Annotated in this window: 14 protein-coding genes; 5 read left to right on the forward strand and 9 right to left on the reverse strand. The window is 74.7% G+C overall.

Annotation, left to right across the window (positions count from 1 at the left end; translation table 11 throughout):
* On the forward strand, positions 1–943 hold a 943-nt coding region (locus AB0J86_RS36135; RefSeq protein ID WP_363862454.1), incomplete at its 5' end, for a chitinase.
* Positions 944–1096: 153 nt separating this feature from the next.
* Here the strand turns inward: AB0J86_RS36135 and AB0J86_RS36140 are convergent.
* Positions 1097–1822 (reverse strand): SDR family oxidoreductase, encoded by a 726-nt coding sequence (locus AB0J86_RS36140; RefSeq protein WP_363862457.1) that lies wholly within the window; start codon positions 1820–1822, stop codon positions 1097–1099.
* 71 nt (positions 1823–1893) lie between these two features.
* On the opposite strand from AB0J86_RS36140, the gene AB0J86_RS36145 reads away from it, so the two are divergent.
* From AB0J86_RS36145 to AB0J86_RS36155, 3 genes are all read left to right on the forward strand, one after another.
* On the forward strand, positions 1894–2454 hold the full coding sequence (locus AB0J86_RS36145) for a MarR family transcriptional regulator (protein WP_363862460.1): 561 nt from the start codon (positions 1894–1896) through the stop codon (positions 2452–2454).
* Between the two features lie 133 nt (positions 2455–2587).
* Positions 2588–3076, forward strand: coding sequence for a MarR family transcriptional regulator (locus AB0J86_RS36150; protein ID WP_363862463.1), 489 nt, complete (start codon positions 2588–2590; stop codon positions 3074–3076).
* Positions 3077–3152: 76 nt separating this feature from the next.
* The gene (locus AB0J86_RS36155; protein WP_363862466.1) at positions 3153–4382 is read left to right on the forward strand and encodes an epoxide hydrolase; all 1230 of its coding nucleotides are present in this window, start codon (positions 3153–3155) and stop codon (positions 4380–4382) included.
* A gap of 10 nt (positions 4383–4392) precedes the next feature.
* On the opposite strand, the gene AB0J86_RS36160 is transcribed toward AB0J86_RS36155, so the two are convergent.
* Complete coding sequence (locus AB0J86_RS36160; protein WP_363862469.1) at positions 4393–5208, reverse strand: SDR family oxidoreductase; 816 nt, start codon at positions 5206–5208, stop codon at positions 4393–4395.
* A gap of 266 nt (positions 5209–5474) precedes the next feature.
* Between AB0J86_RS36160 and AB0J86_RS36165 the strand changes: the two genes are divergently transcribed.
* A complete protein-coding gene (locus tag AB0J86_RS36165; protein ID WP_363862472.1) occupies positions 5475–6236 on the forward strand; it encodes an SDR family NAD(P)-dependent oxidoreductase in 762 nt (253 codons plus the stop codon).
* A 57-nt stretch (positions 6237–6293) separates the two neighbouring features.
* On the opposite strand, the gene hpnH is transcribed toward AB0J86_RS36165, so the two are convergent.
* The 7 genes from hpnH to hpnC are packed head-to-tail and all read right to left on the reverse strand — an operon-like array spanning position 6294 to position 15469.
* Positions 6294–7298 (reverse strand): adenosyl-hopene transferase HpnH, encoded by a 1005-nt coding sequence (gene hpnH, locus AB0J86_RS36170; protein ID WP_363862474.1) that lies wholly within the window; start codon positions 7296–7298, stop codon positions 6294–6296.
* Between the two features lie 37 nt (positions 7299–7335).
* Positions 7336–8841: a 4-hydroxy-3-methylbut-2-enyl diphosphate reductase gene (ispH, locus tag AB0J86_RS36175; RefSeq protein ID WP_363862477.1), complete on the reverse strand. Its 1506-nt coding sequence runs from the start codon at positions 8839–8841 to the stop codon at positions 7336–7338.
* Complete coding sequence (gene shc, locus AB0J86_RS36180) at positions 8838–11240, reverse strand: squalene--hopene cyclase (RefSeq protein WP_363862480.1); 2403 nt, start codon at positions 11238–11240, stop codon at positions 8838–8840. The genes ispH and shc overlap by 4 nt, the downstream gene beginning before the upstream one ends.
* Positions 11240–12280: a polyprenyl synthetase family protein gene (locus AB0J86_RS36185; protein ID WP_363862483.1), complete on the reverse strand. Its 1041-nt coding sequence runs from the start codon at positions 12278–12280 to the stop codon at positions 11240–11242. The genes shc and AB0J86_RS36185 overlap by 1 nt, the downstream gene beginning before the upstream one ends.
* Positions 12277–13626 (reverse strand): hydroxysqualene dehydroxylase HpnE, encoded by a 1350-nt coding sequence (gene hpnE, locus AB0J86_RS36190; protein ID WP_363862486.1) that lies wholly within the window; start codon positions 13624–13626, stop codon positions 12277–12279. The genes AB0J86_RS36185 and hpnE overlap by 4 nt, the downstream gene beginning before the upstream one ends.
* Entirely contained in the window at positions 13623–14501 is an 879-nt protein-coding gene (hpnD, locus tag AB0J86_RS36195) for a presqualene diphosphate synthase HpnD (protein ID WP_363862489.1), read from the reverse strand. Before hpnD ends, hpnE begins: the two co-directional genes overlap by 4 nt.
* A complete protein-coding gene (gene hpnC / locus AB0J86_RS36200) occupies positions 14498–15469 on the reverse strand; it encodes a squalene synthase HpnC (RefSeq protein WP_363862492.1) in 972 nt (323 codons plus the stop codon). The genes hpnD and hpnC overlap by 4 nt, the downstream gene beginning before the upstream one ends.
* Positions 15470–15687 lie beyond the last annotated feature (218 nt).

Consider the following 15687-nt stretch of genomic DNA (forward strand, 5'->3'; position numbering starts at 1 on the left):
CAGCAACCAGAAGTGGACCGCCCCCGCACCCGGCGGCGGTGGCACTCCCCCGCCCGGTGGCGGACCGGCCGGCCGCGCCGCCGCGCCCTACCTCTACCAGTGGGGCAGCCCGCCGAGCGCGACCAGCATCATGTCCACCACCGGCATCCGCTGGTTCACCCTCGCCTTCATCCTCTCCAACGGCAGCTGCAACCCGGCCTGGGACGGCGCGCGGGCGCTGACCGGCGGCAGCGACCAGAGCCTGATCAACAGCATCCGCGGCGCCGGTGGCGACGTGATCGTCTCCTTCGGGGGGTGGTCCGGCAACAAGCTCGGCGAGTCCTGCACCAGCGCCAGCGCCCTCGCCGCCGCCTACCAGCGGGTGATCAGCGCGTACGGGCTGCGCGCGATCGACCTCGACATCGAGGCGACCGAGTACTCGAACACCACCGTGCAGCAGCGGATCGTCGACGCCCTGAAGATCGTCCGGGCCAACAACCCGGGCCTGGTCATCTACATCACCATCGGTACCGAGAAGACCGGCCCGGACCGTGGCCTGATCAACCGGGCCGCCGCGGGCGGGCTCGCCATCGACGGCTGGACCATCATGCCGTTCAACTTCGGCGGCGCCGGCCAGAACATGGGCAGCCTCACCCTGCAGGCCTCGGAGGGGCTCAAGTCGGCGCTGCGCAGCGCGTACGGCTACTCGGACGCGGACGCGTACCGCCGGATGGGCATCTCCTCGATGAACGGGATCACCGACAACTCCGAGACGGTGACCCAGGCCGACTTCAACACCATGCTCGGCTACGTGCAGCAGCACCAGCTCGCCCGCTTCACCTACTGGGCGCTCAACCGCGACCGGCCCTGCGCCGGCGGCGGCGACGCCACCTCGTCCTGCAGCGGCATCAGCCAGCAGAACTGGGACTTCACCCGGATCATCGCCCAGTACCAGGGCGGCTGACCGGCACCACCACCAGCGATGCCCCCGCGCCGGACCCCCTCCGGCGCGGGGGCATCGTCGCGTCGCACCGCCCTCGCGCCCACCACACACCGACCGACGCCGACCGGCACCGGTCACCGGCCCGGCGCGGCCGGGCGGCGCGAAGGCCCTCCGTCACCTGGTGGTGTGGGCTCCCCCGTTGACGTGCAGCGTCTGTCCGGTGATGTGGCGCGCGCCTTCGGAGGCGAGGAAGTACGCGGTCTCGGCGACGTCGTCGGGGTGCCCGGCGCGCTTGTCGTGCGTCGCCTCGATCAGGGCGGCCCGCCGCTGCTCGCTCAGCTGCCCCCGGAAGAAGTCGGTCTCGGCGATGTAGCCGGGCGAGATCAGGTTCGCCGTCACGCCCCGGGGGCCCACCACCGAGGACAGCCCGGCGGTCCACGCGGCAACGGCGGCCTTCGCCGCCCCGTACGAGGTGGTGGCGTACTCGGCGCCGATGGAACCGACGTTGATGATCGAACCGCCGGGCCGCAGCCTGTCGAGCACCGCGGTCGTGGTGAGTACCGCGCTGAGCAGGTTCGCGTCCAGGTTGGCGCGCCACGCCGCGAGCACCTGCTCCAGGGGCGTGCCCGGCCGGCCGGGCGGGTCGAGGTCCGTGTTCCCACCGGCCATGTTCACCAACACGTCGAGGCCGGTGCCGAGTTCGTCGGCCATCCGCTCCACCTGACCCGGTTCGGTCGCGTCGCAGACGATCGGTCGGGCGTCGATCTCCGCCGCCGTGGCGGTGAGCCGGTCCGCGTTACGTCCGGTAATGATCACCGTATCGCCCGCGACCCGGAACCGCGCGGCCACCGCCCTGCCGATTCCGCTTCCGCCACCCGTGACGAGCACGATCCGATCCACAGCCGCTCCATTACTATGTTTAGCTCTAAACGAATTACGTTTAGAGCTAAACGTAGCGCGGAGGGTGCCTCATGTCCAACCACCTCGACCACGAGGCGTACCCGCTCGATCCGGCCTCGGCCTGGCCGGCGGCCGACATCGCCGCGTCCTGGCAGCGGGAACTGCCCGGCGTGCGTACCGAGTCGATCGAGATCGTCACGCCGATCTGGCGGATCGCGAAGCTGCTCGCGGACGATCGCCGCCGCACGCTGGCCGCGCTCGGGATCGATCCCTCCACGCTCGACCTGCTCAGCGTGCTACGCCGGTCCGGCCCGCCGTACGAGCTCAGCACCCGCGAGATCACCCGCAGGACGCTCGTCACGGCCGGCGCCATCTCGCAGCGCGTGGCCCGGGCCGAGCAGGCCGGCCTGGTCGAGCGATCCCCCTCGGCCGCGTCGCGACGGGCGGTCTCCGTCCGGCTGACGGAAGCCGGTCACACCCTGATCGAGAGGACCGTGCGCGAGCTGCTCGAACACGAGGCCGACCTGATCGCCGGGCTCACCGCGAGCGACCGGACCACGCTCAGGGACCTGCTCGCCAAGACCGAACAGCTCCTCAACGCGCCTCCACCCCCACCCACGACGCTGCCCTGACCGGCGGGGCCGGGCACGCGCGAACGCGACCCCGCCCACGACGCCGGCCCCGACCGGCGGGGCCGGCGTGCGCGAACGCCACCCCGGCCAGATGAATTGACTTTTTATATAGATTCTGGATATGTTCCCGGCCGTGGGACGAACGGCGGACGAGCACGGCCGGGAACTGGACGTCGACGAGCTGACGACGCTCATCGAGGACTTCAACTCCCTGTTCATCCGGCTCCCGACGGTGCGGCAGCTCAGCTTCAGCTCGCTGTCGGTGCTGCACACGCTCTCCCGCCGGGGGCCGATGCGGCTGACCGCGCTGACCGCGACGGAACAGCTCACGCAGCCGGCGATCACCAGCCTCGTGGCCCGGCTGGAGCGGGACGGCTTGATCGAGCGCCGGCCCGATCCCGCCGACGGCCGCGCCGTACTGGTGGCACCGACCTCGGCCGGGGCGGAGATCGTCCGGTCGCGGCACGCGAGCCGGGTGGCCGGGCTCGCGCGGCTCATCGCGGGTCTGGACGACGAGCAGCGCGACGCCGTCGCGCGCGCGATGCCCGCGCTGCGCCGCGTCATCGAGCTGGGCGCCGCCGGCCCGCCGAGCGCCGAGGCCGGCCGGCGGCCACCGGGCTGACCGCCCGCGTCGCGGGAGACCACCCGGCGAGGCCGCCGCGTGTCCGACCGATCATCCGAGACACCGAGGACCGACCATGGCAGACAGCTCCTTCCCCCCGCGGCCGACGCCGATCCACGTGCCCGACGCGGTGCTCGACGACCTGGCCACCCGGCTGCGGGCCACCCGCTGGCCCCGGGAGATCGGCAACGAGGACGGCTACTACGGCCTGCGTGGCCCGTACCTGCGGGAACTCGTGGCGTACTGGATCGACGGGTACGACTGGCGCGCCGCCGAGAAGGCGATCAACGCGTACGAGCACTACCGGGTCGACGTCGGCGGCGTACCGGTGCACTTCATGCGCCGGCCCGGGGTCGGCCCGAACCCCACCCCGCTGATCCTCTCCCACGGCTGGCCGTGGACGTTCTGGCACTGGGCCAAGGTGGTCGACCCGCTGGCCGATCCCGGCGCGTACGGCGCCGACCCGGCCGAGGCGTTCGACGTCATCGTGCCCTCCCTGCCCGGCTTCGGGTTCTCCACCCCGTTGACCGAGCACCCCGACATGAACTTCTGGAAGATCGCCGAGGTCTGGCACGAGCTGATGACCGGCGTCCTCGGCCACCGGCGGTACGCGGCGGCCGGCTGCGACGTCGGCGCGCTGGTCACCGGACAGCTGGGGCACAAGTACGCCGACGAACTGTACGGCATCCACATCGGCTCGGCGCAGAAGCTGACCATGTTCAACGGCGACCGGGGCTGGGACCTCTCGGGCGGCAATCCCATCCCCGACGACCTCCCGGCCGACCTCCGCGCGCGGCTCGTGGCGCTGGAGAAACGGTTCGCGGTGCACCTCGCCGCGCACGTGCTGGATCCGGCGACGCTCGGGTACGGGCTCACCGACTCGCCGGTCGGCATGCTCGCCTGGATACTGCAACGCTGGACCACCTGGTCGGACAGCCGCGGCGACATCGAGACCGTCTTCACCAAGGACGACCTGCTCACCCACGCCACCATCTACTGGGCGTGCGACGCCATCGGCTCCTCGATCCGCACCTACGCGAACAACAACCGCTACCCGTGGCGGCCGTCGCACGACCGGTGGCCCGTCGTCGAGGCGCCCACCGGCATCACCTTCGTGGGGCACGAGAACCCGCCCGGCGTCACCACCGCGGAGCAGCGGGTGCGGCACTTCCTCGACAGCGACCGCGCCGCCTGGTACCACCACGTCAACATCACCGCGTACGACCACGGCGGGCACTTCATCCCCTGGGAGATACCCGACGAGTGGGTGGACGACCTGCGCCGCACCTTCCGCGGCCGCCGGTGACCGGGGCCCGTCAACGGAGCGTGATCACGTTACCGGTGATCAGCCCGGCGGCGTCGGAGGCGAGGTAGGCGATCACCTCGGCGACCTGCTCGGGTGTGGCGACGTGGACGAGCTGGTCGCTGGCGGCGACGAACTCGCGGACCGAGTCGGTGACCCAGCCGGTGTCGGTGACGGGCGGGTGCACCACGTTGGCGGTGATCCCGAGCGGTGCCAGCTCCATCGCCGCCGACATCGTGTAGTTGACCTGGGCCGCCTTCGCGGCGCCGTACGAGACCTCCTCCGGAAAGCCCAGGTCACCGCCGGAGGTCAGGCCGACGATCCGGCCCCAGGTGGCGCCCCGCGCGGCGTGCCGCCGGGCCAGTTCGGCGATGAGCAGGGCCGGCGCCATCGCGTCGACGGCGAACTGCTGCCGCCAGGTGCCGGCCGCGACCGGTCGCAGCCGCCGTCCGTGCCGGTCCACCGCGTCGGGCTTGAAGGTGTCCTGCACCCAGCCGGTCGCGTTGTTGACCAGGATGTCGACCGGGCCCAGCTCCGCCTCGGCCGTGTCGAAGAGCCGCCCCGGCACCTCGGGGTCGCGCAGGTCGGCCTCGACGGCGACGGCCCGACCCCCGGCGCGGCGAATCCGCTCGACCACGCGCTCGGCGTGGCGGGCCCGGTTCGCCCGGTACGCCTCGGGCACGCCCGGGTCCGGCTCGTCCGCCTCCCGCCAGTACGCGCAGAGCACCGCGCGGCCCGCGGCGGCCAGCGCGACGGCGGTCGCGGCCCCGATGCCGTGGTTGGCGCCCGTCACGATGGCGACGTGCGCGGGCGCGGAGTCTGCTGGCATTCGTTCTCCCGGCGGGCGGCGGTGGTTCGGGGTGGCAGTCTCGCGCCCCCGGGCGCCGACCTCAAGCGAATTCCGGCCGGCGGCCCGGCTCTCACGCGGGGCCTCGTCTCCCGCCGACGGGCGTCGCCGCGTCGGCCCCGCGCCGGGGCGGCGGCCGGCGGACACCATGCCAGCTCGGCGGGCGGCGGGCACCATGCCGGGGCGGGCACGGTGCCGGATGTGACGTCCTGCCGGCGCAAACGGCCCGGATGGGCGAAACTACCGCTATGGCATCCTCCCGGCTCGACGGCGCGGTCGCCCTGGTCACCGGCGCGTCGTCCGGCATCGGCGCGGCCGCCGCGCGCCGACTGGCCGCCCTCGGGGCCCGGCTCTTCGTGGCCGGCCGCGACGCCGAGCGGCTCGGCGCCGTCGCCCGCGCCGTCAACGGAACCGCGCTGACCTGCGACCTGACCGAACCCGGGGCCGCCACCGAACTCGCGGCGCTGGTGCTGGAGACGGCCGGCCGGGTCGACGTACTGGTCAACAACGCCGGGCAGGGCTGGGCCGGGGCGCTGACGGCGATGGACGACGCCGACATCACCCGGCTGATCACCGTGAACCTGACCGCGCCGGTCTCGCTGACCCGGGCCGTGCTCCCCGGGATGCTGGCGCGCGGGCGCGGCCACCTCGGCTTCGTCGGCTCCATCGCGGGGCGGCTCGGGGTGCGGGAGGAGGCCGTCTACTCGGCCGCCAAGGCGGGGTTGACCGTCTTCGCCGACAGCCTGCGCCAGGAGACCGCCGGCACCGGGATAGTCGTCACCGAGCTGGTGCCGGCCGTGGTCGACACCGCCTTCTTCGCCACCCGGGGACGCCCGTACCAGCGCAGTTCGCCGCAGCCCGTACCGCCCGACCGGGCCGCCGACGCGCTGCTCGGTGCGATGCTGCGCGGCCGGCACGAGGCGTACCTGCCCAGATGGATGTACCTGCCGGTGGCGCTGCGGGCGACGCTGCCCCGGACCTACCGCCGGCTCGCCGCCCGGTTCGGCTGACCGGGCGCCACCAGCCGGACCGGGCGCGGCGACGCTGACGGGCGCGCGGCACGCCGGTCAGCCGGCGCGCAGCGCCCGCAGGGACTCGCGCAGCGAGGACATGGTCGCCAGCACGGCGGTCGGCTCGTACCCGCAGTGGGCCATGCAGTTGGCGCAGCGGTCGTCCCGCCCGCGCCCGTACGCGGACCAGTCGGTGGTCTCCACCAGCTCGCGGTACGTCTTGGCGTACCCGTCCCCGAGCAGGTAGCAGGGACGCTGCCAGCCGAAGAGCGAGTACGACGGGATCGCCCACGCGGTGCACGGGAAGTCGACCTTCCCCTCCAGGAAGTCCAGGAAGAGCGGCGAGTGGTTGAGCCGCCAGCGCCGGCGCCGCCCGTCGGCGAACGCCTTGCGGAACATCGCCCGGGTCTCCGTCACGCCCAGGAAGTGATCCTGGTCCGGCGCCTTGTCGTACGCGTACGCCGGCGAGAGCATCATCTGGTCCACGGCCAGCTCGTCGTTGAGGAAGTCGAGGACCTCGATCACCGTCTGCGGCGTGTCCGTGGAGAAGAACGTGGTGTTGCTGGTGACCCGGAAGCCGCGCCGCTTCGCCTCCCGTACGGCCGCCACCGCCTCGTCGAAGACGCCCTCCTTGCAGACCGAGGCGTCGTGGCGCTCCCGCAACCCGTCGATGTGCACGGCGAAGGAGAAGTACGGCGAGGGCCGGAACCTGTCCAGCTTCTTGGTCAGCAACGCGGCGTTGGTGCAGAGGAAGACGTACTTGCGGCGCCTGACCAACTCGGCGACGAGCGTGTCGATCTGCGGGTGCATCAGCGGCTCCCCGCCGGCGATGGAGACCATCGGCGCGCCGCACTCCTCTATCGCGGCGAGCGCCTGCTCCACCGGCATGCGCTGTTTCAGCACGTCGGCCGGGTGCTGGATCTTGCCGCAGCCGGCGCACTTCAGGTTGCAGGCGAAGAGCGGCTCCAGCTCCACGATGAGCGGGAAGTACCGCTTGCGGCGCAGCCGCTGGGTCACCAGGTAGCGTCCCATCCGCAGGCTCTGGCGCAGGGGCATGCCCATCAGCGCACCACCCCGTCTCGTCCGGCTTGTCCCGTCATCACGTACGGACCTCCTTCGGCAGGGTGAAGTGCACGTCCTCCGTGCTCGTGGTGTGTTCCCGTACCGTCCGGGCGCCGAGCCCGCGCAGCGCCTCGACCGCCCGCTCGACCAGCCACGGCGGCGCCGACGCGCCGGCGGTGACCCCCACCGTCCGGGCGCCGGCCAGCCAGCGCGGGTCGACCGCCTCCACGTCGTCCACCAGGTAGGCGGGCGTACCGTCGCGCTCGCTCACCTCCGCCAGCCGGCGGGAGTTCGAGGAGTTCGCGGAGCCGAGCACCAGCACCACGTCGGCCCGGGCGGCCACCTCGCGCAGCGCGACCTGCCGGTTGGTCGTGGCGTAGCAGATGTCGTCCGAGGACGGGCCGGTCAGCGCCGGGAAGCGACGCCGCAGCACGTCCAGCACCCCGGAGACCTCGTCCACCGCGAGGGTGGTCTGGACCAGGTACGACACCCGCTCCGGGTCGGCGACCTCGATCCGCTCGGCGTCCTGGGCGCTCTCCACCAGGGTGATCCGCCCGGGCGCCTCGCCGAGCGTCCCCTCGGTCTCCTCGTGCCCGGCGTGCCCGATCAGCAGTACCGTGTTGCCCCGCCCGACGAAGCGCCGCGCCTCGCTGTGCACCTTGGCCACCAGCGGGCAGGTCGCGTCGATCAGCGGCAGTCCCCGCCGCGCGGCCGTGTCCCGCACCGCGGGCGCCACGCCGTGCGCGGAGAAGACGGTCACCGCCCCGTCGGGGATCTCGTCCAGCTCGTCGACGAAGACCGCGCCCCGCCGCTGGAGGTCGGCGATGACGTGCACGTTGTGCACGATCTGCTTGCGGACGTACACCGGCGGGCCGTGCCGGTGCAGTGCCTGCTCGACCACGCCGATCGCGCGCTCCACCCCCGCGCAGAACGAGCGCGGCGCGGCCAGCAGCACCCCGCGTACGGTGGTCGCCGCGGCCCAGTCGACCAGCGCCGGACCGACCGACCTCAGGGTCCGCAGCGCGGTCGCCACCCGGGCCAGCGTGGCCGGACGGTAGAGCGGACCCGGCGGTACGTCGGCGACGGCCCGGACGCAGGCGACCGGGCGCCGCCCCGCACCGGCGAGCAGCGCGGCCGACTCGGTGTCCACGGCCAGCGCGCCGGTGGCGGCCAGCCGCTCCCGCTCCGCGCCGTCGACCAGCCGATCCGTGCTCACCACGGGTCCGAGGTGGACGGTGTGCCCGCGCCGGCGCAGCGCCGCGGCGAGCAGCGGCGCGCCCGGGCAGGGCAGCGACGCGGCGTCCGGTGCGTCGCGGCGGACCTCGGTGGCGACCACCACGTCCCCGGGCTGGAGCCGGTCGGTGAGCCCGCCCCCGATGCCGGCCACGGCCAGCGCGGCGGTGGCCCGGTACGCGGCGGCGGCCCGGCCGGCCCGCGACAGTCCCCGGCCGGTACGCCGCAGCGGCGCGCCCGGGGGCAGCCCCCGGCGCAGGGCCCGCGCCTCGGCCCGCATCGGCGCGAAGAGGACCCAGTCCCCGCTCAACTCGGCGCTCCCCCGCCGCCGGCCGGAGTCGTGCCCGCGCCGCCCGCCGGCTTCTTCCCCGCCCCCGGCTTGCCCGCGCCGGACGCCCGCGCGCCCGCGCCCGGCGACTTGGCTCCCCCGCCGCGCGGCGACTTCCGCCCGGCGCCGCCCGCCGGAGTCGCGGCCCGCGACCCGCCGCCCGGCGCCGCGTCCGCAATCCCGGACGGAGTCGCGGCCCGCGACCCGCCGCCCGGCACCGCGTCCGCAATCCCGGACGGAGTCGCGGCCCGCGACCCGCCGCTGGCCGCCGGATCGGACGGCGCCGTCGCTTCCCCACCGGCCGTCGCGGCAGCGGTCGGGGGCGGCTCGGCGATGGTGGTGGGCGGGGCCGGGTCGATGGTGGTGGTCGGCGTCGGCTCGACCCCCGGGAGGCCCGGTGCCGGTACCGCCTCGCCGGCGGGCAGCGCCTCGCTGGCCGGTGCCGTCGGGTGCCCGCCGCCGAGCAGCCGGCCGAGGGCGCTGACCGGGAAGACCAGCCGGTACAGGTGGTAGTTGATGTAGAAGTCGCCCGGGAACCCGGTGCCGGTGAAGTACGGCTCGTCCCAGCCGCCGTCCGGCCGCTGGCCGCGTACCAGCCACTCCAGGCCGCGCCGGGCCGCCACCGAGCTGCCGGCCCCGGCCGCGTGCAGCGCCAGCAGCGCCCACGCGGTCTGCGACGGCGTCGAGTGGCCCCGGCCGCGCCAGCTCGGGTCCCGGTACGAGCGCAGGTCCTCGCCCCAGCCACCGTCGGTGTTCTGCTGGCGCTCCAGCCACTCCACCGCCCGGATGACCGCCGGGTCGTCGGGGCGTACGCCCGCCGCCACCAGCGCCGGCAGCACCGCACCGGTGCCGTAGACGTGGTTGGCGCCCCACCGCCCGAACCAGGAGCCGTCCGGTTCCTGGGCCCGCAGCAGCCAGCCGAGCCCGCGCCGCACCACCGGCGCGTCGGCCCGGCCGAGCGCGCAGAGCGCCTCCACCACGTGCGCGGTGACGTCGGCGGTCGGCGGGTCGATCACCTCGCCGAAATCGCAGAACGGCAGGTCGCGGGTGACGGTCCGGGTGTTGTCGGCGTCGAACGCGCCCCATCCGCCGTCGCGCGACTGCATGCCGCGCAGCCAGGTGGCGCCCCGCTCCAGCGCGCCCCGGGTACGCCCGTCCCGGGCCGTGCGCAGCAGCGCCAGCAGCACCTCGGCGGTGTCGTCGGTGTCCGGGTAGCCGTCGTTGTCGAACTCGAACGCCCACCCGCCCGGCGACAGGGTCGGCCGGCGCACCGCCCAGTCCCCGGTCCGGGTGATCTCCTCGTCCAGCAGCCAGTCCCGGGCCCGCACCAGGGCCGGGTGTTCGGCCGGCAGGCCGGCGTCGGCCAGGGCGTTCACGGCCAGCGCGGTGTCCCAGACGGGCGACTGGCACGCCTCCAACCGGCGCACCTCGCCGCCCGGCGTCTGCTCCCGGATGGTGAACCGCTCCAACCCGGCCAGCCCGGTACGCAGCACCGGGTGGTCCAGCGGGTAACCGACCAGGTGCAGCGCCAGGATCGAGTAGACCCAGGGTGGCTGGATGCCGCCCCACGAGCCGTCCGCCTCCTGCCGGGCCACGATCCACTCGGCCGCGCGCCGCATCGCGTTGCGCCGCAGCGGGCCGATGGGACGGCGCTCGTAGCCGCGCAGCACCGCGTCGACCCGGTGCAGCCAGCCCGAGCGGCGGCGCAGCGACGGTGCCCGCTCCGGCAACCGGCCGGTACGCAGCTCGGAGAGGGTGAACCCGAGCGGCCGTACCGGGCGCAGCGACCGGACGATGGCCAGCGGCACGATGGTCTGCCGCGCCCAGCAGGCGAAGTCGTAGACGTTGAGGGGGCACCAGGCGGGCAGGAGCACCACCTCGGGCGGGATGGCCGGCAACCGCTGCCACGGCCACTCGCCGAACAGGGCCAGCCAGAGCCGGGTGAAGACCCGGGTGCGCTCGATGCCCCCGTTGGCCAGCACGAAGCGCCGCGCCCGGTGCATGTGCTCGGCCTCGGGCGGGTCGCCGGCCAGCCGCAGCGCCGCGTACGCCTCCACCGTGGTGGAGAGGTCGCCGGGTCCGTCGTAGAAGGTGGCCCAGCTGCCGTCGGCGCGCTGCTGCCCACGGATCCAACGGGCGGTGGGCACCGTCTCGGCGTCGGTGAGGATGCCGAGGAACCGGCGCATCAGCAGGTCCTCGGCCTCCATCGTCACGTTGGTCTCCAGCTCGCCCTGCCACCAGCCGGCCGGGTCCTGCCGGGCGAGCAGGTGGTCGCGGGCCCGCCGCAGGGCCGCGCGGGCCTGGTCGAGCAGTTCGTCGGACTCGTCCATCGGCTGGTCGGCGCCGAACGCGTGCCCGGCGCGGGAGAGCAGATCGGCCATCAGTGGTCCCTTCCCGTCATGAAGCGGGCGATCGCGACCAGTTCGCCGTGCACCTCGGCCAACCCGGTCGTACCGGCCGGTGCCAGCTCGGTCAGCCGGTCCAGCTCGGCCAGGGCCTCGGTGAGCAGCCGGTCCGCCTGCTTCTCCGTCCAGTCCCGGGCGCCGGTCTCCTCGATCAGCGCCGCGGCCAGGTTCAGCTCGGCCGCGCCGAGTTCACCGTCGCCGGCGTACAGCTCGGCGAGCTGTTCGCTGGCCGGTCCGCCGGCGGTGAGCGCCCGCACCACCGGCACCGACTTCTTGCGCGCCCGCAGGTCCGACAGGACCGGTTTTCCGGTCACGGCCGGCTCGCCCCAGATGCCGAGCAGGTCGTCGACGAGCTGGAAGGCCAGCCCGAGCCGCTCGCCGTACGCGGCCAGCCCGTCGACCAGCCCCGGGGGCGCGCCGCAGAGCACCGCGCCGAGCGTGGCCGAGCAGGAGAGCAGCGCGGCGGTCTTGTCCGCCGCCATCGCCAGGCACTCGTCGAGGGTCACCTCGGTACGGCTCTCGAAGGCGATGTCGGCGGCCTGCCCGGCGATGAGCCGACGGGTGGCCGCGTGCAGGTGCCGCAGGCCGCTGGCGCCGTCCAGCTCGGCGGCCTCGACCAGCACCTCGCCGGCGAGGCTGAGCAGGGCGTCCCCGGCGAGGATGGCCGGGCCGACCCCGAAGGCGGCCCAGGCGGTGGGCCGGTGCCGGCGCTCGGCGTCGCCGTCGATCACGTCGTCGTGCAGCAGGGAGAAGTTGTGCACCAGCTCCACGGCGGCGGCGCCCGGCAGCCCGGCCCGCACGGTGCTGCCGGCGGCCCGGGCGGAGAGCAGCACCAGCGCCGGGCGCAGCCCCTTACCGCCGCCGCGCGCGGTCGGGGTGCCGTCGGCGTCCCAATAGCCGAGCTGGTATCCGGCCGTCAGCCGGGTACGCTCGTCGACCCGGTCGAGGGCCGCGCGGATCTCGGCCCGGACGAGTTCGTCCACCTCGGTGAGGATGCTGGGCAGCGTCATGGTCATCTGGGCGCCTCCGTCGTACTCGATTTCGACCCGAGATGGGCGAGCACGACGTCGGCGGCCCCGTGACCGCTGCGCACCGCACCCTCCATCGTGTCCGGCCAGCCCGTGTCGGTCCACGCGCCGGCGAGTGCCAGCCCCGGTAGGCGGGTGCGCGGCGCCGGCCGCGCGGTCCGGGAGCCCGGCTGTTGCCGGAAGGTCGCGCGCGGCTCCCGGGTGACGAACACGTCGCGCACCCGCGCCCGCCGGGCCGGTGGGAACAGCTCCTCCAGCGCCGCCAGGTAGGTGCGGGCCAGGGCCGCACCGGGGGTACGCAGCACCGCCTCGGCCGCGGAGATCGACACGACCAGGTACTGTCCTCGCGCGCCGGGCGGGGTGCGGTCGAAGACCCACTGGACCGGGGTGTCCAGGCCGGCGGCGAACTCGAACCCGGTGACCCGGTGCTCGTACCGCACGTGCACGTTCACGATCGGCGCGGCGCCGAGCCGGGCCCAGGCGGCCCGCTCCGGCGCGGCCTCGGCCGGTACCAGCCGGGCGGCCTGCGGGTGCGGCACCGCGAGCACCACGGCGGCGGCGTCCAGTTCCGCGCCGTCGGAGCGGATCCGGAACCCGCCCCGCTCCCGGGTGATCTCCCTGACCCGGATGCCGGTACGGACCGTCGCGCCGCGCCGCAGCAGCAGCTCGCGGGCCGGCCCGCCGTGCAGCTCCGACAGGGGTACCGTCGGCCGGCCGATGTCGCCGGCGTCGGCCCGGTCGAACAGGCCGGTCTGGAAGACCCGGGCGGCCAGCGCCAGCGAGGCGTGCCGGGGCGGGGCGTTGAGCGCGGCCGTGCAGATCAGCTCCCAGAGCCGGCCGATCGTCCCGTCGTCCTGCCCGTGCGCGGCCAGCCAGGCGCCGAAGCTGATCCGGTCGGCCGCCGGGTCGTCGGCCCGTACGGCGCGCAGCGCGGCGGCGCCGCGGATCGCGGTCAGCCGCTGCCCGATCCGCAGCGGGCGGTACCCCATCAGGGCGGGCAGCAGGTGCGCCGGGGCCGGCAGGTGCCGGCTGCGGGCCAGCAGGTGCGGTGCCGCGCCGACCCGCAGGATCGGTACCGCGAACGCGTCCTGCACCGCCGCCCGGCCGGCGGTGCCGAGCCGCTCCAGCAGCCGGCGGTACTCGGAGTAGCAGCGGAGGAAGACGTGCTGTCCGGTGTCGACCGTGAGATCGTCGCGGCGGAACGAGTACGTCGCCCCGCCGAGCGCGGGCCGCGCCTCCAGCAGGGTCACCTCGTGGCCGGCGTCGAGCAGGCGTACCGCCGCGGCGATGCCGGCCAGCCCGCCGCCGACCACGCAAACCCGTCCGCCGGTCACGAGCCGCTCCGGGTCATCGCCCGCGCCGCCACGTACGCCTTCTCCCAGCCGCGCAGCGACACCCGGCGGCGGGTCACCGCGTCCGGGTCGGCGGTCATCCGGGCCAGCAGCCGATGGTAGATCCCGGCCATGGCCGCGACGCAGGCGGCGCTGCGCCGGTCCAGCAGCGGCAGCAGTTCGAGCCCGGTGTGGTAGTAGAGCTCGGCGCGCCGGGCCTGCCAGCGGACCAGCTCGGCCAGCCGCTCCGGCGCGTCGGCCAGGCCGCCGCGGGCCCCCGGCTCCAGCGTGCAGCCGAACCGGGTCAGGTCCTCCAGCGGCAGGTAGATCCGCCCGTTGCCGCGGTCCTCCACGATGTCGCGCAGGATGTTGGTCAGTTGCAGCGCGATGCCGAGCGTGTCGGCGAGTTCGTTGGCGTGCGAGCGGGGCGCGCCGGGGCGCAGCTCGAAGACGCCGAGGGAGAGCCGGCCGATGGAGCCGGCCACCTGCCGGCAGTAGCCGACCAGGTCGTCGAAGCGGTGGTACCGAGTGCCGCGCACGTCGGCGAGGCAGCCGTCGACCAGCTCGTCCAGCGCGGAGATCGGGATCGGCAGCCGGTTCGCCGCGTCGGCGAGCGCGATCAGCACCGGGTCGTCGCCGACGTCCGGCAGCCGGTGCAGAGCGGCCCGGATCTGGTCCAGCCGGGCCACCTTGGCGGCGACCGGCAGGTCACCGTCGCCGATGTCGTCGATGCGCCGGGCCACGGCGTACACGGCCGAGAGCGCGCCGCGCCGGTCCGGCCTGAGCAGCCGGATGCCGTACGAGAAGTTCCGGGCCTGGCTACGGGTGATCCGCTCGCACTCCCGGTAGGCCCGCTCCAGGCGCTCCGCGTCCGTCATCCGGCCCGCACCCACATCAGCTTGAGCCAGTGCCCGAGGACGTCCCGCCGGGCCGGTCGGGGCGCGCCCGGAAGCGGGTCGTAGCCGCTGCGGGCCAGGGCGGTGAGGGCGGCCCGGCCGCCGGCCACGTAGCCGGCGACGGCGACCCGGGCCCAGCCGCGCAGCTGGCCGACCAGCGGCGCGCCGGCGTCCAACGCCGCCGCCGCGCGTTCGGCCTGGACCCGGATCACCTCCCGCAGCGCGCCGCCGGCGCGCGGCGCGTCCAGGTCCCGCTCGGCCACGCCGTGCGCCGCCAACTCGTCGGCGGGCAGGTAGATCCGGCCGCGCCGGCGGTCCTCGGCGACGTCCTGGAGGTGCTCGACGATCTGCAGGGCGGTGCAGATCCGGTCGGAGAGCGCGACCCGCTCCGGCGAGTGCGCGCCGAAGACGTGCAGCACCAGTTCGCCGACCGGGTCGGCGGAGAGGTGGCAGTAGTCGACCAGCTCCCGGTGGTCGGCGTACCGGGACTTGACCTGGTCCCGCTCGTTGGCGGCGATCAGCCGCAGCAACGGGTCGGCCGGCAGCCGGCACGCGGCGACCGTGGGGGCCAACCGCACCAGCACCGGGTGCCGGGGCGGGCGCCCGTCGTAGAGGTCGCGCACCTCGCCGGCGAACCAGCGCAGGGTCGACAGCCGGTCGGCGGCGTCCGCGTCGGTCCCGCTCCCGTCGGCCACGGGTGCGCCGCCGGGCCCCGCCACGGCCGGCCCGCCGAGTCGGTCGCCGGGCCCGGCCACGGCCGGCTCGTCGCCGAGGTCGTCGACGTAGCGGGCGTACGTGTAGAGCGCGAGCAGGTGCCGGCGGGTCGTCGCCGGCAGGATGCGCACGGCGACGGGAAAGTTCTCACCGGCCAGCACGGCCTGCGGATCCCGCCGCTGCGCGGCGCGGTCCCGGGACGGTTGGCTGGCGGCGGCGTTAGTCAAGTCAAGCACATGCTGCCTCTCGCGAGAGGTCTGTTTTGGGCGTGACGAGCCATTCCGGCGCGTCAGTGGGAGTGGTCGCCTCACGCCGGTTGCGTATTCCGTTGCTTGCGCTAAGTAATCTTGGGCTGAGCGTACCCAACTTCCCGGTGTCAGACGGTCGGGTCCGCAAAATCCATCGGCGCGGCGTTCACGGTGGTTTGGACACCGAGTTCACGGCGCGGGCGCGA

Origin of the sequence: Micromonospora sp. NPDC049559 (assembly GCF_040676675.1) — a bacterium.
In the GTDB taxonomy this organism is placed as follows: Bacteria; Actinomycetota; Actinomycetes; order Mycobacteriales; family Micromonosporaceae; genus JBFAPK01.

Excerpts from the sequence above, each read along its gene's own strand:
- AB0J86_RS36145 (WP_363862460.1), top strand. The coding sequence starts at position 1,894 with ATGTCCAACCACCTCGACCACGAGGCGTACCCGCTCGATCCGGCCTCG.
- AB0J86_RS36155 (WP_363862466.1), top strand. The coding sequence starts at position 3,153 with ATGGCAGACAGCTCCTTCCCCCCGCGGCCGACGCCGATCCACGTGCCC.
- AB0J86_RS36160 (WP_363862469.1), bottom strand. The coding sequence starts at position 5,208 with ATGCCAGCAGACTCCGCGCCCGCGCACGTCGCCATCGTGACGGGCGCC.
- AB0J86_RS36165 (WP_363862472.1), top strand. The coding sequence starts at position 5,475 with ATGGCATCCTCCCGGCTCGACGGCGCGGTCGCCCTGGTCACCGGCGCG.
- hpnH (WP_363862474.1), bottom strand. The coding sequence starts at position 7,298 with ATGGGCATGCCCCTGCGCCAGAGCCTGCGGATGGGACGCTACCTGGTG.
- shc (WP_363862480.1), bottom strand. The coding sequence starts at position 11,240 with ATGGCCGATCTGCTCTCCCGCGCCGGGCACGCGTTCGGCGCCGACCAG.
- AB0J86_RS36185 (WP_363862483.1), bottom strand. The coding sequence starts at position 12,280 with ATGACCATGACGCTGCCCAGCATCCTCACCGAGGTGGACGAACTCGTC.
- hpnD (WP_363862489.1), bottom strand. The coding sequence starts at position 14,501 with ATGACGGACGCGGAGCGCCTGGAGCGGGCCTACCGGGAGTGCGAGCGG.